Source organism: Stenotrophomonas sp. BIGb0135, assembly GCF_024810105.1.
In the GTDB taxonomy this organism is placed as follows: Bacteria; Pseudomonadota; Gammaproteobacteria; order Xanthomonadales; family Xanthomonadaceae; genus Stenotrophomonas; species Stenotrophomonas maltophilia_AB.
Map to the genome: position 1 here is coordinate 912,978 of NZ_JANUDX010000001.1, position 23,257 is coordinate 936,234.

Genomic DNA, 23,257 nt, shown 5'->3' on the forward strand with positions numbered 1-23,257 from the left:
CTGACCGACATGATAACCGCAGGCCCCCATTCCATGCAGCTTTCCGCCACGCCCCTGCCCACCCCCGTGCGCTGGCAACAGCTGTGGCGCCAGGCGGTCCGCGACCCGCGCGCGCTGCTGGAACAGCTCGGCCTGGACCCGGATGCCCTGCCCCTGTCGGCCGAGGCCGCCAGCCAGTTCGCGTTGCGGGTGCCACAGGGTTTCATTGCCCGCATGCGCCATGGCGACCGCCACGACCCGTTGCTGCGCCAGGTGCTGCCGGTCAGCGATGAAATGCAGGTGGTGCCCGGCTTCAGCCTGGATGCGGTCGGCGACGGGCTGGCCAGGAAGGCCACCGGGGTGATCCAGAAATACCGCGGCCGCGCCCTGCTGGTGACCACCGGCAGCTGCGCGATCAACTGCCGCTACTGCTTCCGCCGGCACTTCGACTACGGCACCGAGAACGCGGCCCGCGAAGGCTGGCGCGACGCGGTCGAGGCGATCGCCCAGGACCCGGACATCGACGAGGTGATCCTGTCCGGCGGCGACCCGCTGTCGCTGGCGACCCACAAGCTGGTCGAGCTGACCGACGCCCTGCGGCAGATCCCGCACCTGCGCCGCCTGCGCATCCACAGCCGGCTGCCGGTGGTGCTGCCCGAACGCGTGGACGAGGACCTGGTGCAGTGGATGGCCAGCCTGCCGTGGCCATTGGCCTTCGTGATCCACGCCAACCACGCCAACGAGTTCGATGCCGACGTCGACGCGGCGATGGGCCGCCTGCGCGGCGCCGGCGCCACCCTGCTCAACCAGGCGGTGCTGTTGCGCGGGGTCAACGATTCCCTGGAGGCCCTGCAGGCGTTGAGCGAGCGCAGTTTCGCCGCCGGCGTGCTGCCCTACTACCTGTACCAGGTGGACCGGGTCGAAGGCGTGGCCCATTTCGAGGTCAGCGATGACACCGCCAAGGACCTGCACGCGCAGCTGACCGCGCGGCTGTCCGGTTACCTGGTGCCGAAGCTGGTGCGCGAAATTGCCGGGGACAGCAGCAAGCGCCCGGTCTGAGCGCGCCCGGTGGTGATGCAGGGGGCGGCATCCACGCAGGGCGTGGATCTGCCCCCTAGATGCCGGATTCGATCATCTGCACCACGTCGGTGGCGCTGATCGGGTGGCTCAGCCAGTAGCCCTGGGCCAGGTCGCAGCCGCGCTGGGCCAGCAGGTCGAACTGCACTTCCTGCTCGATGCCCTCGGCCACCACGGTGATGCCCAGGGCGTGGGCCATGGCGATGATCGCGGTGGTGAGGGCCAGGTCGTCCGGGTCGCGCTGCATGTCGGCCACGAAACTCTTGTCGATCTTGACCCCGTCCACCGGCACCTGGCGCAGGTGGCTCAGGCCCGAGAAGCCGGTCCCGAAGTCATCCAGCCACACCTTCACCCCGGTGCGGTGCAGCTTGTCGAGCAGGGCCGCGGCGAGCATTTCATCGCCGATCACCGCTGTCTCGGTCAGCTCCAGGTGCAGCCGCGAGGCCGGCAGGCCGGTATCGCGCAGGCAGTCGGCGACCAGGCTGGGCAGTTCGCCGCCACGCAACTGGCGCGGGGAGACGTTGACCGACACGAACAGGCCTTCGCCGTCCACGCCATGCGGCCACTGCACCGCCTCCATGCAGGCCGCGCGCAGCACCTTGGGGCCGATCACTTCGATCAGGCCGCTCTGCTCGGCCACTTCAATGAACACCGACGGCGGGATCGTGCCCAGGGTCGGGTGCTGCCAGCGCAGCAGCACCTCCACCCCGACCATGCGCCGGTCGCGGGTGCGGAAGATCGGCTGGTAGACCAGGCGCAGCTCACCGCGCTCCCACGCCCCACGCAGCTCCTGTTCCATGTGCACGCGGCGCTCGACCGCATGGTCCATGGCCCGGCTGTAGTAGCGGTAGCAGTTCTTGCCGGCCATCTTGGCCTGGTACATCGCGATGTCGCCGTTCTTGAGCAGCGTGGTCGCATCGGCGGCGTCGTCGGGGAACAAGGTCACGCCGATCGAGGTGCCCAGGAACAGCTCCCGGCCCTGCACGAACAGCGGCTTGCCCAGCTCGCGCACCAGGATCTCGGCCAGCTGGCGCGCGCTGGCGGCCACGTCGCCCTCGCCCAGCAGGATCACGAATTCATCGCCGCCGAAGCGGGCCAGCAGGGCGTCGTCGCCGCCGGCCTGGGCCACGGCGGTGCTGATGCGCTGGGCGAACTGCAGCAACGCCTCGTCGCCGGCCTCGTGGCCGAGGGTGTCGTTGACCCGCTTGAAATCGTCCATGTCGGCAAACAGCAACGCCAGACGGTGGTTGGAGGCGCGCGCAGCCATCAGCCGATGGTCCAGCGCCTCGCGGAACGCCAGCCGGTTGGTCAGCCCGGTCAGCGCATCGGTGTAGGCCATGCGCCGCACTTCGCGGTCGTGGCGGGCGATCGACTCGCTCATCCGGCCGAACGCGCGCACCAGTTCGCCCACCTCATCCTGGCGCTTGCTCTGCTGCAGCTGTGGCCGGTAGTCGCCCGCCTCGATCTGGCGGGCGGCCGCGGCCAGCAAGCGGATCGGGGTGACCAGGGTGCGCTGCACGTAGATGATCACGCCCACGCCGATGCCCAGCAGCAGGCCGAGCATCAGCAGCAGCCAGCCCAGGTGGCGCTTGCCGACCTGCTGCAGGCGGTCGCCGAGGGTCTGGTTGGCGCGGTGCTCCATGGCCTGCACGTCATCCAGCGCCATGCCTACCCGGACCCCGCCGATACGCTGGTTGCCGATCATGATCGGCATCGCGTTGTCGAGTACCTTGGGCGACTCCTGGACCACCAGCGCGCGCGCCGCGACCGCCCCGGCGGCCAGCGGATCGCTCATCGGCCGGCCGAAGTCGATCACCTCGGTGGAGCCGTCGTGGACCAGCTTGCCGTCCTCGTCGAAGACCAGCACGTAGCGCACCACCTGCTGCCGCGAGGTATTGCGGACCAGGGCGCCGACCTGTTCCAGGTCGTTGTAATACAGCGGGTTGGCCAGCGCGTCGGACAGCTCGCGCGCCAGGGCTTCGCCGCGACTGCGCACGCTGCGGTCGAACAGATCGTGGATGACGTTGCCGCTGAGGTGCTTGACCTCATCCTGCATGGCCGCCTGGCGACCGAGCACCACCGCCACGATCGCGATCACCACCAGCATCGCGCCGCTCATCGCCAGCACGAAGCGTGCCTGCATTCCCGAACCCAACAGCCTCATTCCACTTCCATCCGCACGCGAGCCAGCCCTAGTTTCAGTTGATCCAACCGGTGCTGCATCTGCGCATCCACCCGATGGAACCCGGACGTACCAAAAAACGTCTGCAACGCATCCTGCGCCTGCGGATCGCCGGCGGCCTCCAGCAACACCTGCTGCAGGCGCTCGCGCACCTTCGCATCGAGATCGGCGCGCACCACTTCCACTGCCCGCGGGAACGGCTCGGTGCGGTGGATCACGCGGAAGTCGCGCAGGTAGCTGGCCGGGATCCGATGGCCGTCGGTCCAGTCCACGCTGCTCACGGCGCCGGCATCGACCACGCCCTTGTGGACCAGCGTGGCGATATTGCCCTCGCTGCGCGCGAACACATAGCCCACGGTGTCGGGGGCGGCCGCATCGCGCGCGGACAACAGGATCTCCGGGGTCAGGCCCTGCTCCAGCAACGTCATCACCGGCACCAGGTAGGCACTGGTGGAGGCCACGTTCTGCAAGGCGAGGGTGTGGCCCTTGAGGTCGGCCAGGGACACGATCGGGCTGCCGCGGCGCACGAAGAACACGGTGTGGTAGTCGCGCACGCCACTGCGCTCGGTCAGCAGCAGCGGCTGGGCGCCACTGCGCATGCCCAGCGCCACGGCGGTGCCGGAGGTCTCGGTGACCCAGTCAACGCGGCCGCGGCGCAGGTAGCTGGCCATCTGCTGGGCGTCGGGCGCCATCAGGATGCGACCTTCGGTAATGCCGACATCGCGCATGCGCGGGACCACGTAATCGAGCAGGGGCTGCAGTTGCGCATAGTGTGACTTGGGGTTGTCGCTGATCCGTCCCAGCACCAGCACGTTGTGGGGACCGGCAGCGGCGGATCCGGTCATCAAGGCGATGGCCAGACACAGCAGACCTCCCTGCAACAGCCATCGCAGACCCGGCACTCCCATTCGCCCCCCCCAAGGAATCCGAACAGCCTACCCGAAAAAATGAGAACTGCGTCAGCTCATTCGGGCGTATTGTTGGCCAATCGCGCCATCCGCTGTGCATCGGCGAGGATGCCGCGCAGCAGGCGGACTTCCTGTTCGCTCAGTTCGGTACGCAGGAACAGGCGGCGCAGCTTGCGCATCGCCGAATCCGGGGCGCGGCCCTTGTGGAAATCGATTTCGTCCAGGGTCTGGCCAAGCTGGCCGAACAGGCCCTCGACCTGGGCGTGGCTGGCCGGTTGTTCGCGGTGTTCGGGATCGGCCGGGGCGGCGCCTTCGACGCCACCGAGCACGGCCATGCGCAGCTCATAGGCCAGCACCTGGACGGCGGCGGCCAGGTTGAGCGAGCTGAAATCGGGGTGGGACGGGATATGCACGGCCAGGTGGCACAGCTGCAGTTCTTCATTGGTGAGGCCGGTGCGCTCGCGGCCAAACACGAACGCCACTTCGGCGCCCGGCTCGGCGGCCTTGGCCAGGGCGCGCTGGGCGGCCACGGTGGGCAGCAGCTCTTCAAGCTGGACGCGGCGGGCACGGGCAGTGCAGCCCAGCACCAGGGTGCAATCGGCCACGGCCTCGGCCAGGGTAGCCACGACCGGGGCATCGCCGAGCACGTCCTCGGCACCGGCCGAGCGCCTGAACGCTTCTTCATCCAGCGGCTTTTCCGGGGCCACCAGGACCAGCCGGCCCAGGCCCATGGTCTTCATGGCGCGCGCCGCGGCGCCCATGTTGCCGGGGTGCTGGGTGCCGACGAGGACGAATCGGATACGGGAAGGAGCGGTTTCAATGGACATGAACAGGCCAAACGCGAGCAGACAAGCCACAGATGGTAAACTGTGCGACCGGCCTCTGCGCCGGGACCGCTCTTTTCCCCCGCCAGTACCCCCTACTCTGCCTTTCCGGGAGCTTTTCGCCATGCAGAAACCCGCCGTCACCGTCATGGTCAAGGCCGCCCGCCTCGCCGGCAACGTCCTGTTGCGCAACATCAACAAGCTCGAGGCGTTGAACGTCGTGCAGAAGGGGCGCATGGACTATGCCAGTGAAGTCGATGCGGATGCGGAAAAGGTCATCATCAAGGAACTCAAGCGCGCCTATCCCGAGTACGGGATCATGGCCGAGGAAGGCGGCGTGCAGGCCGTGAACCGGTACATGTGGGTGATCGACCCGCTGGACGGCACCAGCAACTACCTGCGCGGCTTCCCGCACTACTGCGTGTCGATCGCCCTGGTCGAGAACGGCGAGCCGATCGACGCGGTGATCTTCGATCCGCTCCGCAATGAGCTGTTCACCGCCAGCCGGGGTGCAGGCGCGGTGCTGAACGACCGTCGCATCCGCGTGGCCGACCGCAAGGACATGGCCGGGGCGATGATCCACACCGGTTTCGCCCCGCGCGAGCGTCAGCGTACGAGCGCGCAGTTGAAGGCGGTCGACGCGCTGCTGGTGCACGCCGAAGACGTGCGCCGCACCGGTTCGGCAGCCCTGGACCTGGCCTACGTGGCGTGCGGTCGTGCCGATGCGTATTTCGAGGCCGGCGTGAAGGCCTGGGACATCGCCGCCGGCGTGCTGCTGGTCCGCGAGGCCGGCGGTCGGGTCTGCGATTTCAAGGGCGCCACGCCGGCCCGCATGGACAGCCGTGGCCCGGAGACCCAGCAGATCGTGGCGGGCAACGTGAAGAACACCGACGTGCTGCAGAAGGTGCTGGTCAACACCGGCTACGCGGCCGAGTTCGACGCCAAGTTCTGATCCACCGCTTGTGCGACACCTCGACGACGGCGCCTTCGGGCGCCGTTGTTGTTTGGGTGGCCGGCCTTGGTGGGTGGTGGGTGGTGGGCAAGTGCAACGTCAACGGCCAGGTCAACCGCTGCGGATGTGCGCCTGGGTCGGGCTGGGCGGGGGTGGGTGAGGCCGCGGGGCACGCTGCAAGTACGTCCATGTAAGCTCCTTTTGCGCCATCCATGGCGCAAAACGGGCCCCGCGACCTCACCCACCCCCGCCCCAGACAGTTGGCTGGTGGTTTTTTGCAGGCAAGCAAGGCGAGACGAGACGCAGCGAATGGGGTTCGGTTGTCCTGTACCTGCTGGCTTGCCCGCAGATACACCCACGCTTATGGCGGTGGATCTGGCGTTGGACGAAGAACCCAAAAAAACGCCCGGCCGAAGCCGGGCGTTTTCATTTCAGCGTGGCTGGCGCAGGAATCAGCTGACGGTGGCGCCTGCCGCCTTCAGCGCAGCGATGCGTTCTTCCAGCGGCGGGTGGCTCATGAAGAGCTTCTTCGCGGTCGAGCCGGCGATGCCGAATGCCGCGATCTGGGTGGGCAGCGTGCTCTGGCCATGGTTGAGCTTCAGGCGCTCCAGCGCCGCGATCATCTTCTGGCGGCCGGCCAGGTGGGCACCGCCCGCGTCGGCACGGAACTCGCGGTGACGCGAGAACCACATCGAAATCACCGTCGCGCCCAGGCCGAACACCATCTCCAGCACGAACACGATGATGTAGTAGGCGAAGCCGCGGCCACCGCCCTCGCGGTTGCCCGAGATCGCACTGTCGATGAACCCGCCGACGATGCGCGCGAGCACGATGACGAAGGTATTCAGCACGCCCTGCAGCAACGCCATCGTGATCATGTCGCCGTTGGCCACGTGCGCGATCTCGTGGCCCAGCACCGCCTCGGCCTCGTCCTCGCTCATGTTGTGCAGCAGCCCGGTGGACACTGCCACCAGGGCCTTGTTGCGGTTGGCACCGGTGGCGAAGGCATTGATTTCCGGGCCATCGTAGACCGCCACTTCCGGCATCCCGATACCCGCTTCGCGCGCCTGGCGTTCGACGGTGGCCAGCAGCCAGCGCTCGGTCGGATTGCGCGGCTCGGTGATCACCACCGCACCGGTGGAGCGCTTGGCCATCCACTTGGACAGCAGCAGCGAGATGAAGGAACCGCCAAAGCCGAAGATGGCCGCCATCACCAGCAGACCGCTCATCTGGCCCGGGTTGACGCCCAGCACCGACATGACGATGCCCGCCAGGACCAGCACGGCAAGGTTGGTCAGAAGGAAGAGGGCAATACGACTGAACATGGGGAAATAACGCTCATTGGAGGTTGATGACTGCAAATCTGCGGGGACTTCATGTTGAATTCAAGTCGCAAACTGACCGACGATTCATAGTTCATGTCCATCTCCCCCTACCGCGGCCGCTTCGCGCCCTCGCCCACCGGTCCCCTGCACCCCGGCTCCCTGCTGGCGGCCCTGGGTAGTTGGCTGCTGGCCCGGCATGCCCGGGGGCAGTGGCTGGTGCGGATCGAGGACGTCGACCCGCCGCGCACCGTGCCCGGCGCGGTTGACCAGCAACTGGCCACCCTGGCCGCCCTGGGCCTGGCCAGCGATGGGCCGATCGTCCATCAGCGCCAGCGCGACGCCCTTTACCAGCAGGCCCTCGACCGCCTGCTCGCCGACGGCAAGGCCTTTGCCTGCCATTGCAGCCGCAGCGACCTGGCCGACGCGGGCGGCATCCATCATCACTGCGTGGCACGCAGCGCGCGGGCGCAACCGGCCATCCGGCTGCGCGTGCCGCCGGGCAGCACCGTCGCCTTCGTGGACGGACTGCGCGGCGCGATCCAGCAGGACGTGTACGCCGAGGTGGGCGACTTCGTGCTGCGCCGGGCCGACGGCTACTGGGCCTACCAACTCGCGGTGGTGGTGGACGATCATGCCCAGGGCATCACCGATGTCGTGCGCGGCGCCGACCTGCTGGACTCCACTCCGCGCCAGATCCTGTTGCAGCGGGCGCTCGGCCTGCCCACCCCGGCTTACCTGCACCTGCCGCTGCTGCTGGATGACACCGGCCGCAAGCTGTCCAAGTCCGAGGCCGCGCACCCGCTCGACCCGGCCCATCCCCTGCCCGCCCTGCGCCAGGCCTGGGCCGCGCTCGGCCAGGACCCGGGCTGTCTCCCCGCCGACGGCAGCCCGGCCGCACTGCTGGCCCGTGCCAGCGCGGGGTTCGACCCGGCGCGCCTGCCCCGCCACGACATCGGCCCGGCCATGCCGCCGGCCTGATACCCATCGCCGCAGCGATGTTGCAGAATCGCTTTCCCCCTTGTTGGCCCTGCCTTTCGGAGTAGCTGCTCATGACATCTCGCGTCGCACTGGTCACCGGCGGAACCGGCGGCATCGGTACCGCCATCTGCCAACGCCTGGCCGACCAGGGCCATCGGGTCGCCACCAATTACCGTGACCATGCCAAAGCCCTGGCATGGCGCGAGATGATGCTGGCGCGCGGCTGCGACGTGGCGATCTTTCCCGGCGACGTCGCCGACCCGGATACCGCCGAGGCCATGGTCCATGCCGTGGAAGCGGCACTGGGCCCGATCGAGATCCTGGTCAACAACGCCGGCATCACCCGTGACACCACCTTCCATCGCATGCGCGCGGACCAGTGGCACGACGTCATCAACACCAACCTCAACTCGGTGTTCAACGTGACCCGCCCGGTGATCGAAGGCATGCGCCGCCGCGGCTGGGGCCGGGTCATCCAGATCAGCTCGATCAACGGCTTGAAGGGCCAGTACGGCCAGGCCAACTACGCCGCCGCCAAGGCCGGCATGCACGGTTTCACCATCTCCCTGGCCCGCGAGAACGCCGGCTTCGGGATCACCGTCAATACGATTTCGCCGGGCTACGTGGCCACCGACATGGTGATGGCCGTGCCCGACGAAGTGCGCGCCAAAATCATCGCCGACATCCCCACCGGCCGCCTCGGCAAGCCGGAGGAAATCGCCTACGCCGTTGCCTTCCTGGTCAACGAGGAAGCCTCGTGGATCACCGGCTCGAACCTGGACATCAACGGCGGCCACCACATGGGCTGGTAGAGCCGACCGTTGGTCGGCTGCCTCCCGGCCAACGTAGAGCCGACCGTTGGTCGGCTGCCTCCAGGCAACGCAGAGCCAACCGTTGGTCCGCTGCCTTCCGGCAACGTAGAGCCAACCGTTGGTCGGCTGCCTTCCGGCAACGTAGAGCCAACCGTTGGTCGGCTGCCTCCAGGCAACGTAGAGCCGACCGTTGGTCGGCTGCCTTCAGGGCAACGTAGAGCCGACCGTTGGTCGGCTGCCTTCAGGGCAACGTAGAGCCGACCGTTGGTCGGCTGCCTTCCCGACAACGCAGAGCCAACCGTTGGTCGGCTGCCTTCAGGCAACGTAGAGCCGACCGTTGGTCGGCTGCCTTGCAGCAGCGCATAGAGCAGCCGACCAACGGTCGGCTCTATGGAATCCGCGCGGGCAATACGCTACGGGCGATGTTCGAGAAAACGTTTGCAGGCCCATCCGGCTACAGCCCCGCCATGGAACCGGAAAATGCTGCACCCCGCGCAGATCCATGCTGCGCAACACGAATCGGCCGCGATACCCCGCCGCATGGGCCTTTCGGCGGTTGCATGTGCTGCTGCACTGCGCCATGCTGCGCGCCTACTGTGTGCTGAGTGACCGTTTCATGGCTGCGAACCGCATTATCAAGAAATACCCGAACCGCCGGCTCTACGACACCGAGATTTCCAGTTACATCACCATCGAGGACGTGCGCCAGCTCATTCTCGACGGCGAAGACTTCGAAGTCCGCGACGCCAAGAGCGGCGACGACCTGACCCGGTCGGTGCTGCTGCAGATCATCGCCGACCAGGAACAGGACGGCGAACCGATGCTGTCCACCCAGTTGCTGAGCCAGTTGATCCGCTTCTACGGCGATTCGCTGCAGGGCTTCATGGGCAACTACCTGGAGCGCAGCATGCAGGTCTTCCTGGACCAGCAGCAGCAGTTCCGCCAGCAGATGGGCAACCTCCTCGGCCAGACCCCGTGGGCGATGATGAACCAGCTGACCGAGCGCAACCTGGAGCTTTGGCAGGACTTCCAGCGCAACATGGGCACCGGCTTCGGCCCCCGCCCGGGCGGCACCTCCACCGGCACCGGCAAGCCGGATGCCCCGGCGCCCGGCCCAGGCACCAAGACCCGCCGCTGAGTCACTGCGGTCACCGGCAACGAAAAAGGCGCAGCCCACCGGCCGCGCCTTTTTCATATCCGCCCGCTGCGCCGGTCAGCGCTTGGGCTTGGCGCACCCGGTGCAGATGCGCTCGACCGCAAAGCCCTTGGACTTCAGCTTTTCCACCACGCCGTCATTGCCCAGCAGGTGCAGCGCGCCCACCACCACCAGCGTGCCGCCCTGGCCGGGCTGCAGGTACTGCTGCAGCTTGGGCACCCAGGCATCGTTGCGATCGGTGTTGATCCGCTTGTACAGCAGCGGGTACTGGCCGCGCATCTCCGCGGCCATCGAGGTCCACAGCAGCTTGTCGTCGCCACGGCGCCACGCGTCATGCAGGCGGCGGCCTTCGACGTCGGCCTTCTCGGCCTGGTCCAGCGCCTCGGCCACCATCTGCTGCTGCTCCTGCATCGACATGCCGGCCAGCACGCCGACCTGCGTGTCGATGTCTTCCAGGCCGGCGGTCGGCTTGCCCGCGGCGGCCGCGCGACCCATGAAGTGCCGGTCCAGGCCGAGGTTGGGGTCCAGCCCCATCTTGGTGAACTGGCCCAGGGTGATGGTGAGGCCGACGAACCACGGCTTCATCCCCTGCAACTGGGCCAGCGGCAGCTGGTTGTCGGCCGCATAGGCCTGCAGTTTGGTCCAGGTGGCAGCGTCGAGGTCGCGCTTGAGTTCGGTGCCATCGGTGCGCACCGCCGCCTGCACCAGTTTCTGGGCCAACTGCGGGGATTCCATGTCCTGCGGCGACAACTCGAACACCACGCGCCTGGAGGCGGCGAACGCCTGGTCGACGTCCGCCGCCAGCGGATAGTCCTGCGCGCGCAGCATGTGGAACGAGCCCAGCAGGTACAACCGGCTGTCGCCGGGGCCGGTCACCTTCCACAGCAGCGGCACCGGCGGGCCGGGCTTGGCGGCCGGCGCATCACCGCGCGCCTGCGCCGCACCCATGGCCCCGAGCAGGCCACCGGCGATCAACAACGAAGACAACACACGTGACAGCATCGACATGGTTCAAGCCTCTCCTTCAGGGGCGTGATAGGCCTGCTCGCCTGCGTCCACGCGCAGGTCCAGGCGGTTTTCCGGCGGCGACAACGGACAGGTCGCAAACGGGGTGAACGCACACGGCGGATTGTAGGCGTGGTTGAAATCGACCAGCACCTGGCCATTGGCATCCGGCGCAGCCAGGTCCAGGTAACGCCCGGCCGGGTAGCTGCCATGGCCGCTGGTACGGTCGGCGAAGATGACAAACAGCTCGCGGCCCGGCTCGCCAAGCGCTTCCAGCCGCCAGGTGCGGCCATCGCGCTCGAACTCCAGCGTGCCCGCATTGGGCATCTGCGTGGTGAGCCCGGTGATGTCCACGATCGGCATCGTCTTGCCGGGCTCGTGCGGGATGAAACGCGCGCTGATCCGCCACGATGGCCCGCCCGGCCAGTACTGCAGTCCGGCAAAGCTGGCGCGCGTGGGCGCGTCGGCGTGCTTGACGCGCAGCGCATAGCGCTCGCCACGATGGATCAGGCTCAACTGGCCCTTGCCGCCATCGAAGCGGATCAGGGTCGGCGTGGCGTCACGATCGCTGAAAAAGCGGATGCGCCCGGTGACCGGCGCGTCGTCCACGCTCAATGCGACGCCACGCTCAGGCGTGAACCACACGCTGTCGCCCTGGCGCGACACCATGCCCAGCTTGTCCGGCCCGACCGCCAGGCGGATGCCGCTGCCCGGGCCGCTGCCGATGTAATGGGCCTTGTATTCCAGCCAATGCAGGCCGACCAGGCTGGTCCAGCCGTCGGCGGCGTGCAGTTCCTGGTAGCGCTGCAGGCGCCACTGCTGTTGTTCGGCGGCAAACGCCGGATCGGCGGCCACCGCGACCGGTGCCGGCGGCGTGTCCCCACACGCGCCCAATCCCAGCGCCAGCATCGCCGCGCCGAGTCCCCTCGTCCACATCCGCATTTTTTCCCCCTTCAACGTCCGCGCAGGAACCAGCGGTCGATCTCCGCCAGCGAAAAACGAGCCCAGGTCGGCCGGCCATGGTTGCACTGACCCGAGCGTTCGGTGATTTCCATGTCGCGCAGCAGCGCGTTCATTTCCGGCACGGTCAAGCGCCGGTTGGCCCGCACCGCGCCATGGCAGGCCATGGTCGAGAGCAGCTCGTCGCGCGCCGTGGCGATGCGCCGGCTCTGGCCGTGTTCGCGCAGGTCGGTGAGCACGTCGCGCAGCAGCCCCTCCGGCTCGGCATTGGCCAGCAGCGCCGGAATGCTGCGCACATGCAGCGAGCCAGGGCCGGAGCGGGTGATCTCGAAGCCCAACGCCACCAACGTGTCAGCCTCGCGCTCGGCGGTATCGGCGTCGCGTTCGCCGACCGCCAGGGTGATCGGCACCAGCAGCGGCTGCGCATGCAGGCCCATGCCGTCGTGCGCGGTCTTCAGGCGTTCGTAGCCGATCCGCTCATGCGCGGCATGCATGTCGACCACGATCAGGCCTTCGGCGTTCTCGGCCAGGATATAGATCCCGTGCAGCTGCGCGACCGCATAGCCCAGCGGCGGCACGCCGCTGTCGGCCGCGGTGACCGGCAGGCCGTGCTCGCTTGGCATCGGTGGCAACCCGGCGGACACGCCGGCACCGGCGGGCGCGGCATACAGCGCGGCATACGCCGAGGGCGCATCGGCCACCTGCAGCCCCAACGGCGATTGCTGCGGCCGCCACTGCGCGCCGAAGCCGCCGCCCGCCCCGTTGCCGGCCAGGGCGTAAGCGCCTGTCGAGGGGGCATAGCCCGTGCCCGGCGAGGCCGCAGGCGGCAACCCACCCGCGTCGGCCCCGACCCCGGCCTGGGTCATGCCGGCGCGGGTCTCAGCCAGCGCTTCTTTCAGGGTGCGGTAAACGAAATCGTGGATCAGCCGCGAGTCGCGGAAGCGCACTTCGTGCTTGGCCGGATGCACGTTGACGTCGACCCGGGTCGGGTCCAGCTCCAGGAACAGCACGTAGGCCGGTTGCCGGCCATGGAACAGCACGTCGCCGTACGCCATCTTCACCGCGTGGGCCACGCTGCGGTCGCGCACCGACCGCCCGTTGACGTACAGGTATTGCTGGTCGGTGCTGGCGCGCGAGTAATGCGGCTGCGCGATCCAGCCATGCAGGCGCAGGCCGGCGCCGCTGTGATCCACGCGCAACGCCTGCGCGGCGAAATCCTCGCCGAGGGTTTCACCCAGGCGCGCATCCGAGTACAGGTCGCCGGGCTTGTAACGACGCGACGGCTTGCCGTTGTGCGAGACACGCAGCTCCACGTCCGGGCGCGCCAATGCCAGCGAGCGCAGCCATTCCTCGATGTGGCCCAGTTCGGTGCGCTCGGCACGCAGGAACTTGCGTCGGGCCGGCACGTTGTAGAACAGCTCGCGTACTTCCACGGTGGTGCCCGGCGCATGCGCGCGCGGGGTGACGTCGCCCAGCTTGCCGCCCTCGATCTGCAGCGCCGACCCGTGCGCGTCGCAGGCGCGGCGCGAGGACAGGGTGAAGCGGCTGACCGAGGCGATCGACGGCAACGCTTCGCCACGAAAACCGAGCGTGGCCACGGCTTCGAGGTCGTCCAGGCTGGCGATCTTGCTGGTGGCGTGGCGCGACACCGCCAGCGGCAGCTCTTCCGGGGCGATCCCGCCGCCATCGTCACGAATGCGGATCAAGCGCACGCCGCCCTCTTCCAGGTCGATGTCGACCCGGGTGGCGCCGGCATCCAGTGCGTTTTCCACCAGTTCCTTGACCACCGACGCAGGCCGCTCGACGACTTCGCCGGCGGCGATCTGGTTGATCAGGATTTCAGGCAGCTGGCGGATGCTCATGCAGGGCTCCGGACGACGGAGGACGCACGGGCGGAGGCGATGGGAACGTGGGGGCAGGACTTCATCGGTAGATGATAGCGTAGCGCCGCCCCGTGCCTGGCCGCAGCGCGGTAGAGCCGACCGTTGGTCGGCTCTACGGGCGGATTACTTGCTTCCGCCCGCCACGGTGCCGGCCGCGTCGATCTCGGCTTCGGCGCGGGCGGCGTAAAGCGTGCCCGGCGGCGGCTGGCGGCTGAAGAAGGTGTGCACGCCATCGAGTACCGCACCGGCGATCTGGCGCTGGTACGCCGGGTCGATCAGGCGGCGCTCTTCGTCCGGATTGGAGATGAAGGCGGTTTCCACCAGCATCGCCGGCATGTCCGAGGTGCGCAGCACCGCGAAGTTGGCGCGCTCGATGTTGGGCTTGTGGTTCTTGCCGATCCGCTTCAAGCCACCCAGCACGTGGCCGGCGGCGTCTTCAGAGGCCTTCATGTAGCCGCTCTGGGCCAGGTCCAGCAGCACGCTGGCCAGGGTCCCTTCGGTCTGCTGCAGGCGCACGCCACCGACCAGGTCGGCGGCGTTTTCCTTGTCGGCCAACCAGCGCGCGCGCTGCGAGGAGGCGCCCTTGGTGGACAGGACATACACCGACGAACCGGTCGCCGCGCGGTTTTCGGCGGCATCGGCGTGGATCGAGATGAAGATGTCGGCCTTCGCCGCGCGCGCCTTCTGCGCGCGCATCGGCAGCGGAATGAACACGTCGGTGTCGCGGGTCAGGTAGGCCTTCAGACCCGGGGTGGCATTGACCTGACGGGCCAGTTCGCGGGCCACGGCCAGGGTGATGTCCTTTTCGCGCTTGCCGGTCGGGCCGACGGCGCCGGGGTCCTGGCCGCCATGACCGGGATCGATCGCCACCACCAGCGGGCGCATGCCCGCGCGCATCTTGATGCGTGAGGCATCGCTGGGCATGGCCGGGCGCGGGATCTCGGCCGGCGGGGTCACCACCGGCGCGGGCGTGGGCGCCGACACGACGGCCGCGGTGGCCTGCCCGGCGAGGATCGCGGCCGGGGTGGCCGAGTTGCTGGCGGCGTTGGCGTTGCCGGCCGCTGCGACGTTGGCGGCCGTCGCCGCGGGCGTCGCCGGGCTGGGCACCGGCGTGGCCGCCGTGGCACTGGCCTGCTGGCGCACGGAGGCGGTGAGCAGCGCGGTGGCGCGGGCGGCATCGCTGCGCGCCTGCGCCGCATCGGCGGCCGTGGTGGTCGCGGTGGAGGTGGCCGGTGCCGCGCTCGACGTCGGCGTCGGCACGCTGGCGGGCGGCGCGCTGGCAGGCGGCGCTGACGGCGCGCTGCGGGCCACGCTGGCCGGCGCATCGCCCGGCCATTCGATCACCAGGCGCGATTCGTCGCCCTGCTTGAGCATCTGCGGGCGGAACGGCGCGACCGATTCGGCCAGGTCGAAAACCACCCGGAACGTGCCGGGCACCGGCTGGCCGGTGCGCACGGCGGTGACCACGCCCTTGGGCGCGGGCAGCTTGAGATTGCGGACGGCACTGGAGTCGGGGAAATCGACCACCAGGCGGTTCGGGCCGGCCAGGCTCAAGGTCTTGTAACCGCCACTCCCGGACAGCGCGATTTCGGCGCGGGTGCCGGTGGCACCGGTCTCCAGGCCCACCTGGCGGACTTCGCCCGCCCACGCCAAGGCGCTCGCCAGACACAGTCCGACGGCGGCACAGATGGCGGTGAGTGGTTTCCCCATTGGCATGGGTCAGGATTCAATCACCGCGCTGAATGAAATGCAACACCTTTTCCCTTAATAATCCGTAACCTGCCGGTGTTTCCTAGTGTCAGCCGACAGAAAGGGCCTGCAAGTCGCCCCCTTGGGGCAGCCGGGCGAGCCATTCACGACCCGCGTCGCTGGTCGAAGTGAGACGGACGCGACGGCCCTGCCCTTCAATGTCCAGCGCCACGTGCAGGTCGCTCGGCGGCAATGCGCCCGCGCCGCGCTCGGGCCATTCGACCAGCCACAGCGAGGCGCTGCCCTCGTCCAGGCCCAGGAAATCCAGCTCTTCGGCCTGGCCGATTCGGTACAGGTCCAGGTGCCAGGCCTCGTGCCCGTCGTCCAACGGGTACCGCTCCACCAGCGTGTAGGTCGGGCTGCGGATGGCGCCCTGCACGCCGAGGGCGCGCAGCAGCGCACGCGCCAGCGTGGACTTGCCCGCGCCGAGGTCGCCCTGCAGCTGCATCACCGCCTGCGGCGGACGGGTGGCGGCCAGCCACTGCCCAAGCAGGTCGGTGTCGTCGCTCTGGGCCAGGAAAAACGTGATCATGCGATGTCGGGTTCCGGATTGACCAGGCGGCGCAGCGGCACCAGCAGGTCGGTGGGGAGCAGGCCACGCTGGCCTTGGGCGGCGGCGCTGTCGCCGGCCAGCGCATGCACCAGTGCGCCGGCGCTCGCCGCATCGAAGGCGTCCAGTCCCTGCGCACGCAGGGCGGCGATGATGCCCGTCAACAGGTCGCCCATGCCACCCACGGCCATGCCCGGGTTGCCCGCCGCGATGACTCGGGGGCGCTGGCCCGGTGCGGCGACCAGGGTGCCGGCCCCCTTCAGCACGACCACCGCGTGGAAGCGCTCGGCCAGCTGGTGCACAGCGGCGAAACGATCCGCCTGCACCTGCGCCGTGCTGCAGCCAAGCAGTCGTGAGGCCTCACCCGGGTGCGGGGTGAGGATGGCGCCGTGGACCACCTGCGGCGCGGCGGCCAGCAGGTTCAGGGCATCGGCATCGATCACCAGCGGCGTGCCGCTGGCCAGCACCTGCCGCCACAGTTCATGCGCCCAGTCGTCCTGGCCGAGGCCGGGGCCGATGGCGATCACCTTGGCGCGCGGAAACAGCGCCTGCAGGTCGCCGGCGTTTTCGACCGCGTGCACCATGGCCTCGGGCAGTCGCGCCAGCAACGGCGCCGCGTGGGCGGCCTGGGTGGCCACGCTGACCAGCCCCGCGCCGGCACGCAAGGCCGCTTCGCTGGCCAGCATCACCGCACCGCCACTACCCTGGTTGCCCCCCACGCACAGCACATGCCCGGATTCGCCCTTGTGCGTATTGGCGCGCCGCGCCGGCAGCAACGCCGCCAGGCGCGCCTGCGCCCAGACACTGGCTGCAGGCGGCACCTCGGTCAGCGCGGCATCGGGCACCTGCAGCGGCGCCAGCCGGCGCTCGCCCACGTACTCGAGCGCATCGCCGGTGTACAGGCCGCGGTGCCTCACGATGAACTGCAGGGTGAGGTGGGCGCGGATGGCCACGCCGGGCACCGCGCCGGTGCCTGCAGCGACGCCGCTGGGCACGTCCAGCGACAGCACCGGCAGCGCAGCGGCGTTGATCGTCTCGATCAGCGCCTGCGCATCCCCTGCCGGCGCGCGGTTCAGGCCCAGTCCGTAGAGCGCGTCGACGACGACATCGGCTGCCGGCAGCGCGCCGCTGAAGCACGCCTCTTCGCCGCCGGCATCCCGCCACGCCTGCAGCGCGGCCTGCGCCAGCGGGGTGGCGGCGCCGTCGCCGGCCAGCCGCAGCACCTGCACATGACGCCCGGCCTGGCGCGCCAGCCGGGCCAGCACGTAGCCGTCGCCGCCATTGTTGCCGGGCCCGGCCACCACGCAGATGCGCCGGGCCTGCGGCCAGCGTTCCAGCAGGCACTGCCAGGCAGCCTGGCCGGCCTGCTCCATCAGGCTCGCCCCGCCGTCGCCCAGCCGTGCGCTGGCCTGCGCGTCGATCCGGCGCGCGGCGGCTACATCGAACAGTTCAGCAAGCTCAGGCATGCCGGGATTCTATACTTGTCGCCATGTCTGCTGTTCCGCTCCCCGCCCCCGTCGACCTGGCCCGCGCCGCCCAGCGCGTGCGCGAGATCGCGCGCGTGCACGGCTTCCAGCGCTGCGGCGTGTCCGGCATCGACCTGGGCGAGGACGAAGCGCACCTGGCCGATTGGCTGGGCAAGGGCCTGTACGGCACGATGGAGTGGATGGCGCGGCACGGCACGATGCGCGCGCGCCCGGCCGAACTGCTGCCTGGCACGGTGCGGGTGATCTCGGTGGGCATGGACTACGGCCACAAGGACGATGCCCAGGCCTGGGACACGCTGCACGATGGCGACCGTGCCTACGTGGCGCGCTATGCGCTGGGCCGCGATTACCACAAGCTGATGCGCAACCGCCTGCAGAAGTTCGCCGATGCGATCGCCGCGGAGATCGGCGCCTTCGGCTACCGCGTCTTCGTCGATTCGGCGCCGGTGCTGGAGCGCGCGCTGGCCCGCAATGCCGGGCTCGGGTGGATCGGCAAGCACACTTGCCTGATCGACCGCCAGGGCGGCTCGTGGTTCTTCCTGGGCGAGATCTACATCGACCTGCCGCTGCCGGTGGACACCCCGGCCACGGCGCACTGCGGCACCTGCACGCGCTGCATCGACGTCTGCCCGACCCAGGCCATCATCGCGCCGCAGCGGCTGGATGCGCGGCGCTGCATCTCCTACCTGACCATCGAGCACGATGGCCCGATCCCCGAAGCGATGCGACCGTTGATGGGCAACCGCATCTACGGCTGCGACGACTGCCAGCTGGTGTGCCCTTGGAACAAGTTCGCCCGGCGTACCGACGAGCCGGATTTCCGTGCACGCAACGACCTGGACACCGCGTCGCTGGCGCAGCTGTTCGCGTGGGAGGAAGACGAATTCCTGCGCCGCACCGAAGGCAGCCCGATCCGGCGCAGCGGGCACGAGCGCTGGTTGCGCAACATCGCCGTGGCGCTGGGCAATGCCCCCACCCACGCCGACACCCTGGCCGCGCTGCACGCGCGCCGCGAGCACGCCTCGCCGATCGTGCGCGAACATGTGCAGTGGGCGCTGCAGCAACACGCCGCGCGCGACCCGCGGCCGTGACGCGTATGCGACCATGGGCGCCCGTTCGTACCGTTTGACCCGCCCATGGACCGCAGCGCGCAGATCCTCACGCCCAGCCAGCTCAACATCCTGGCCCGCGACCTGCTGGAAGGCGCCTTCCCGCTGATCTGGGTGGAGGCCGAACTGGGCAGCGTCACCCGCCCCGCGTCGGGCCACATGTATTTCACCCTGAAGGACGCGCGCGCGCAGATCCGCGCGGCGCTGTTCAAGCCCAAGAGCCAGTGGCTGAAGTTCGTCCCGCGCGACGGCATGCGCGTACTCGCGCGTGGCCGCCTGACCCTGTACGAAGCGCGTGGCGAGTACCAGCTGGTGCTGGACCACATGGAGGAAGCCGGCGAAGGCGCGCTGCGCCGCGCCTATGAGCAGCTCAAGGCGCGGCTGGAGGCAGAGGGCCTGTTCGCGGCCGAGCGCAAGCGCGCGCTGCCCACCCACGTACGCCGCCTGGCCGTCATCACCTCGCCCACCGGCGCGGCCGTGCGCGACGTGCTCAGCGTGCTGGCGCGCCGCTTCCCGCTGCTCGAGGTGGACCTGCTGCCGAGCCTGGTGCAGGGCGACAACGCCGCCGCGCAGATCACCGCGCTGCTGCGGGCTGCCGATGCCAGCGGGCGCTACGACGTGATCCTGCTGACCCGCGGCGGTGGCTCGCTGGAAGACCTGTGGGCCTTCAACGATGAGCACCTCGCCCGCGCCATCGCCGCCAGCCAGACCCCGGTGGTGTCGGCGGTGGGCCACGAAACCGACTTCAGCCTGGCCGACTTCGCCGCCGACCTGCGCGCGCCTACCCCGTCGGTGGCCGCCGAGCTGCTGGTGCCCGACAAGCGCGACCTGCAGCTGCACGTGCGCCGGTTGGCGGCGCGGATGGTGCAGCTGCAACGGCATGGCCTGGGCCAGGCGATGCAGCGCGCCGACCGGGCGTTGCTGCGCTTGAACGCACAAGGCCCGCAGGCGCGCCTGCAACTGCTGCAACGCCGCCAGCAGGACCTGGCGCGGCGCTTGGCCAGCGTGTGGCGGCAGCAACAGGAACGCCGCCAGGCGCAGCTGCGGCATGCCGCCGTGGTGCTGCGCAACGGGCATCCGCAGCGTCGCCTGGACGCCCTGCGCGAGCGCCTGCAGCGCCTGCAGCCGCGCGCCGCGGCGGCGATCGACCGCCAGCTTCAGCGCGACCAATTGCGCCTGCGCGGCCTGGCCCGTTCGATGGAAGCGGTCAGCCCGTTGGCCACCGTGGCGCGCGGTTACAGCATCCTTACCCGCGAGGACGATGGCAGCCTGGTGCGGTCACCGTTGCAGGTGCGCCCCGGCGACGCGCTGAAGGCACGCGTGCAGGACGGGGTGATCGACGTCGTGGTCAAGGAACCGGCGCGCTGACCACGAACGCCGGCCAGGATCACTGGCGCGCGCCTTCGCAGTATTTCTGCCGGTATTCCATCGCCTTGGGCATCAGCGCCTGCAGGTTCTGGATGCGGGTGCCGGGGTTGGGATGGGTGGAAGAGAATTCCGGCGGGGCTTGCCCCCCGCTGCTCTGGCCCATGCGCTCCCACAGCGGGATCGCCTCGCGCGGATCGAAACACGCCGCGGCGGCCAGCATCAGCCCGACCTCATCGGCCTGGGTTTCGTGGCTGCGCGCATACGGCAACAGGTAGCCATAGCCCATCGCCGACATCACCATCTGTTGCTGCTGCGGGTCCATGCCGCTGGCCGCGCCGGCCATCTGCCCGATCTGGGTCAGCTTCTGCTGGGCCATGCGCTGGGCACCGTGCCGCAGCAGCGCGTGCGCGATTTCATGGCCCATCACCACCGCCATCGCATCGACCGTGCGCGCCACCGGGATCAACCCGGTATAGACGGCCATCTTGCCGCCGGGCAGGCAGAACGCATTGGCCTGGTCGGACTGGATGACATTCACTTCCCACTCGAAGTCGCGCGAAAAGTGCGCCGGCTTCAGCCCATGCTCCTCGGCCAGCGCGGTCTCCACCACGTCCACCTTGCTGATCAGCCGCTGCGCGATCGCGCGCACGTCGCGCGAGACCTGCGCGTTGGGGTCCAGCGGCCGCTCCTGGGCCAGGATCTCCTGGTAGGCCTGCAGGCCCAGCGCCTTTTCCTCGCTGGCATCGAGCGAACTGTCGATCAGCACGCTCTCCCCGGTGTACGGGTCGACCGCCCGGTTGGAGAACCAGTAGAACGCCGCATACCCGGCAAAGGCCAGCAGCACCCACCAGCGGATGTTGCCGAACATACCCGGGCGCCGGGCCCGGCCCTGTTGTTGACCACCGAATGGATCGTTGCGCATGTTGCAGATTCCTGGCGGGACCGGCGCACGCTGGCCGGCACGGCGTCATGGTAGTGGCTGCGGCGGGACGCGACGTGAGTGCCGCCCGGCACGACTCAGATACCGCGGACCAGGCGGAAGCCGATCCGGGCGCTGGTGGTATCCGAGTCCTGCGATTGCCGCCACGCCGCCCGGGTCTGGTCCGGCGCATTGGCCCAGTTGCCGCCACGGATCACCCGCTGCCGGCAGCCCGGGTTGAACCAGGCCGCACCATCGGCCGGCGCACGCCGGTAACTGGCGTGCCAGCAATCGGCTACCCATTCGCTGAGATTGCCGGCCACATCGTGCACCCCCCAGGCGTTGGCCTCGAAGCTGCCGACCGGCGCCGGCCCCCACCAGCCATCCCCATAGCCGACGAAGGCGTTGTACCAGCGTCGCCCGGTCGGGGAGACGTCCTCGGCACCGGTGAAGTTGCCCGCCCCGGCCGGCGGCGTGCCGGCATCGCCCCAGGGGTAACGGCCGCTGCTGCCGGCGCGCACCACATACTCGAACTCGGCCTCGCTGGGCAGGCGGTAGGAACGCCCGGTCTGCTCGGACAGCCAGGTCGCGTAGTTCTCGGCATCGCGCACGCTCACGTGCATGACCGGCGAATTGGCGATCGCCGGCGCGCCGTTGTAATCCGACCGCCAGTCCACCCCGCTGTGGCGCACGAAGTTGCCGCTGCGTTCGTCGTAGACGATCGAGTGCCCGCGCCGGGTCGCGCGCGGGCGTGCGTTGCTGGCCAGCACGTAGCGTCGGAAATCGGCCACGGTGACCTCGGTGATCGACATCGCGAAGCCACGCTCGAAGCGCACGTAATGCGAAGGCTTTTCGGCATCGGTAGCGCCGCGCTCGTTGTCGCCGGCGCCCATCTGGAAGCCACCGTGCGGCACCACGATCATCTGCGGCCCGCGGCCGCCATCGCGCAGCGCATCGCTGAACACCTGGCGCGGCCGGAAGCTGCCGTAGTGGGTCACCAGCTCGATGCGCTCGCGCAACTGCGCCACCACCGGATCGCCCGGCAAGGCAATGCGCAGCGCATCTTCGAGCTTCTCGCGCGCCGGCTTCAGCCCCTGCGGCGTGGTCAGGTCGCGCAGGCCCTCGTCGCGCAGCCGGGTCAGCGTATCGGCCCGGATGCGTTCAACGCGTTCGAACGCATCGGCGATGGTGATGGACGAGTCGCGCACCTTCGCCGCCTCGGCCAGCCAGGTACCGGCAGTGGCGAAATCCCCGGCGCGCGCGGCCGTTTCGGCCCGGCCGATCAACGCGCTCTCGGCGGCGGCCAGCCCCTGCCGCGCGCGCACGTCATCCGGGTTCAAGCGCAGCGCTTCGCGGAAATTGGGGATCGCGCCATCGCCATCCTCACCCACCCGGCCGGCGCGCAGGTCGTCTTCGCCGGCGCGGTTGTAGGCGATCACGCGCTGGGCGATCTCCACGCGCGACTGCAGTTGGCGCACGCGCGCATCCTCGGGCGCGATCGCCAGCAGCACCAGCGCCATGTCACTCGCCTGCGCCAGCGCTTCGCGCTGCTTCAAGGGCCGCGACAGCAGCGCACCGGCCTCTTCCAGAAGGCGCAGGCGTGCCTGCTTGAGTCCGGCCAGCGCCTGGCGGTCCTTGCCGTCGCGCTGCAGCAACGCCAGCCAGATCGGAATCGCCGCCTCTTCGTCGGCGTACAGCCGGTCCTGTTCGAACGCCTGTGCCGCCTTGCGCCGCGCGGCGGCCACCGCATCGTCGGCGATCTGCACCGCCGGCGGCTGCCAGCGCGCCACGGTTTCGGCTGCGTCCTCTCCGCCGATGGTCACCTGCGCGGCGGGCGGAACGGCCGCCGCCGCGGTGCGCGCGGCCGCCCGGGGCGCCGTCGGGGCGGCGGCCGGCGCGGGCGCGTCGGCCGAACACGCCGCCAGCGCGAGCAGCAGCGCTGCCAGCAACGGCAGGAAGGGAGCGGAAGTGCGCAACATCGGGTTCCTTGCAACCAGGGTCGAGCATGGCCGAACCGGGACGGGCCAGGCAAGC

General features: G+C 69.5%; 19 protein-coding genes. 7 read left to right on the top strand and 12 right to left on the bottom strand.

Translation table 11 applies throughout. The annotated features are described in order from the left end of the window. Window positions 1-9: 9 nt before the first annotated feature. Complete coding sequence (gene epmB, locus M2421_RS04185; RefSeq protein ID WP_259203463.1) at window positions 10-1,038, top strand: EF-P beta-lysylation protein EpmB; 1,029 nt, start codon at window positions 10-12, stop codon at window positions 1,036-1,038. A 55-nt stretch (window positions 1,039-1,093) separates the two neighbouring features. Here epmB and M2421_RS04190 read toward each other — a convergent pair whose 3' ends face one another. From M2421_RS04190 to M2421_RS04200, 3 genes are all read right to left on the bottom strand, one after another. After that, window positions 1,094-3,220 (bottom strand): EAL domain-containing protein, encoded by a 2,127-nt coding sequence (locus tag M2421_RS04190; protein ID WP_259203464.1) that lies wholly within the window; start codon window positions 3,218-3,220, stop codon window positions 1,094-1,096. After that, window positions 3,217-4,083: a phosphate/phosphite/phosphonate ABC transporter substrate-binding protein gene (locus M2421_RS04195; protein WP_259203465.1), complete on the bottom strand. Its 867-nt coding sequence runs from the start codon at window positions 4,081-4,083 to the stop codon at window positions 3,217-3,219. Before M2421_RS04195 ends, M2421_RS04190 begins: the two co-directional genes overlap by 4 nt. Before the next feature lie 119 nt (window positions 4,084-4,202). Next, the gene (locus tag M2421_RS04200) at window positions 4,203-4,973 is read right to left on the bottom strand and encodes an RNA methyltransferase (protein ID WP_259203466.1); all 771 of its coding nucleotides are present in this window, start codon (window positions 4,971-4,973) and stop codon (window positions 4,203-4,205) included. Window positions 4,974-5,094: 121 nt separating this feature from the next. Between M2421_RS04200 and M2421_RS04205 the strand changes: the two genes are divergently transcribed. Next, window positions 5,095-5,922 carry an inositol monophosphatase family protein gene (locus tag M2421_RS04205; protein ID WP_259203467.1) on the top strand — a complete coding sequence of 276 codons (828 nt, stop codon included), beginning with the start codon at window positions 5,095-5,097 and terminating at the stop codon, window positions 5,920-5,922. A gap of 452 nt (window positions 5,923-6,374) precedes the next feature. On the opposite strand, the gene htpX is transcribed toward M2421_RS04205, so the two are convergent. Next, entirely contained in the window at window positions 6,375-7,247 is an 873-nt protein-coding gene (gene htpX, locus M2421_RS04210) for a protease HtpX (protein ID WP_259203468.1), read from the bottom strand. Window positions 7,248-7,340: 93 nt separating this feature from the next. Here htpX and gluQRS point away from each other — a divergent pair, with 93 nt between their 5' ends. The 3 genes from gluQRS to phaR all read left to right on the top strand — a co-directional run bounded on the left by gluQRS (window position 7,341) and on the right by phaR (window position 10,175). Next, the gene (gene gluQRS, locus M2421_RS04215) at window positions 7,341-8,225 is read left to right on the top strand and encodes a tRNA glutamyl-Q(34) synthetase GluQRS (protein ID WP_259203469.1); all 885 of its coding nucleotides are present in this window, start codon (window positions 7,341-7,343) and stop codon (window positions 8,223-8,225) included. A gap of 71 nt (window positions 8,226-8,296) precedes the next feature. Next, window positions 8,297-9,037, top strand: a complete 741-nt coding sequence (gene phbB / locus M2421_RS04220) for an acetoacetyl-CoA reductase (RefSeq protein WP_159497296.1) — start codon at window positions 8,297-8,299, stop codon at window positions 9,035-9,037. Between the two features lie 616 nt (window positions 9,038-9,653). Then, window positions 9,654-10,175: a polyhydroxyalkanoate synthesis repressor PhaR gene (gene phaR, locus M2421_RS04225; protein ID WP_259203470.1), complete on the top strand. Its 522-nt coding sequence runs from the start codon at window positions 9,654-9,656 to the stop codon at window positions 10,173-10,175. A gap of 75 nt (window positions 10,176-10,250) precedes the next feature. On the opposite strand, the gene M2421_RS04230 is transcribed toward phaR, so the two are convergent. The 6 genes from M2421_RS04230 to M2421_RS04255 all read right to left on the bottom strand — a co-directional run bounded on the left by M2421_RS04230 (window position 10,251) and on the right by M2421_RS04255 (window position 17,806). Continuing rightward, window positions 10,251-11,201, bottom strand: a complete 951-nt coding sequence (locus M2421_RS04230; RefSeq protein ID WP_259203471.1) for a TraB/GumN family protein — start codon at window positions 11,199-11,201, stop codon at window positions 10,251-10,253. Between the two features lie 3 nt (window positions 11,202-11,204). After that, a complete protein-coding gene (locus tag M2421_RS04235) occupies window positions 11,205-12,134 on the bottom strand; it encodes a DUF1684 domain-containing protein (RefSeq protein WP_259203472.1) in 930 nt (309 codons plus the stop codon). Between the two features lie 17 nt (window positions 12,135-12,151). After that, window positions 12,152-14,020 (bottom strand): DNA mismatch repair endonuclease MutL, encoded by a 1,869-nt coding sequence (mutL, locus tag M2421_RS04240; RefSeq protein WP_259203473.1) that lies wholly within the window; start codon window positions 14,018-14,020, stop codon window positions 12,152-12,154. Window positions 14,021-14,164: 144 nt separating this feature from the next. Next, window positions 14,165-15,751 (bottom strand): N-acetylmuramoyl-L-alanine amidase, encoded by a 1,587-nt coding sequence (locus M2421_RS04245; protein ID WP_259203474.1) that lies wholly within the window; start codon window positions 15,749-15,751, stop codon window positions 14,165-14,167. A gap of 88 nt (window positions 15,752-15,839) precedes the next feature. Then, window positions 15,840-16,322 (bottom strand): tRNA (adenosine(37)-N6)-threonylcarbamoyltransferase complex ATPase subunit type 1 TsaE, encoded by a 483-nt coding sequence (gene tsaE, locus M2421_RS04250; protein ID WP_259203475.1) that lies wholly within the window; start codon window positions 16,320-16,322, stop codon window positions 15,840-15,842. Further along, a complete protein-coding gene (locus M2421_RS04255) occupies window positions 16,319-17,806 on the bottom strand; it encodes an NAD(P)H-hydrate dehydratase (protein ID WP_259203476.1) in 1,488 nt (495 codons plus the stop codon). The genes tsaE and M2421_RS04255 overlap by 4 nt, the downstream gene beginning before the upstream one ends. Window positions 17,807-17,829: 23 nt before the next feature. Here M2421_RS04255 and queG point away from each other — a divergent pair, with 23 nt between their 5' ends. Together queG and xseA are read left to right on the top strand one after the other, a co-directional pair. Continuing rightward, window positions 17,830-18,918 carry a tRNA epoxyqueuosine(34) reductase QueG gene (gene queG / locus M2421_RS04260; protein ID WP_259203478.1) on the top strand — a complete coding sequence of 363 codons (1,089 nt, stop codon included), beginning with the start codon at window positions 17,830-17,832 and terminating at the stop codon, window positions 18,916-18,918. A 45-nt stretch (window positions 18,919-18,963) separates the two neighbouring features. Then, a complete protein-coding gene (gene xseA / locus M2421_RS04265) occupies window positions 18,964-20,304 on the top strand; it encodes an exodeoxyribonuclease VII large subunit (RefSeq protein ID WP_259203480.1) in 1,341 nt (446 codons plus the stop codon). A gap of 19 nt (window positions 20,305-20,323) precedes the next feature. Here xseA and M2421_RS04270 read toward each other — a convergent pair whose 3' ends face one another. Beyond that, on the bottom strand, window positions 20,324-21,226 hold the full coding sequence (locus M2421_RS04270; protein ID WP_259203483.1) for a M48 family metallopeptidase: 903 nt from the start codon (window positions 21,224-21,226) through the stop codon (window positions 20,324-20,326). 95 nt (window positions 21,227-21,321) lie between these two features. After that, entirely contained in the window at window positions 21,322-23,202 is a 1,881-nt protein-coding gene (locus tag M2421_RS04275) for a formylglycine-generating enzyme family protein (protein ID WP_259203484.1), read from the bottom strand. Window positions 23,203-23,257 lie beyond the last annotated feature (55 nt).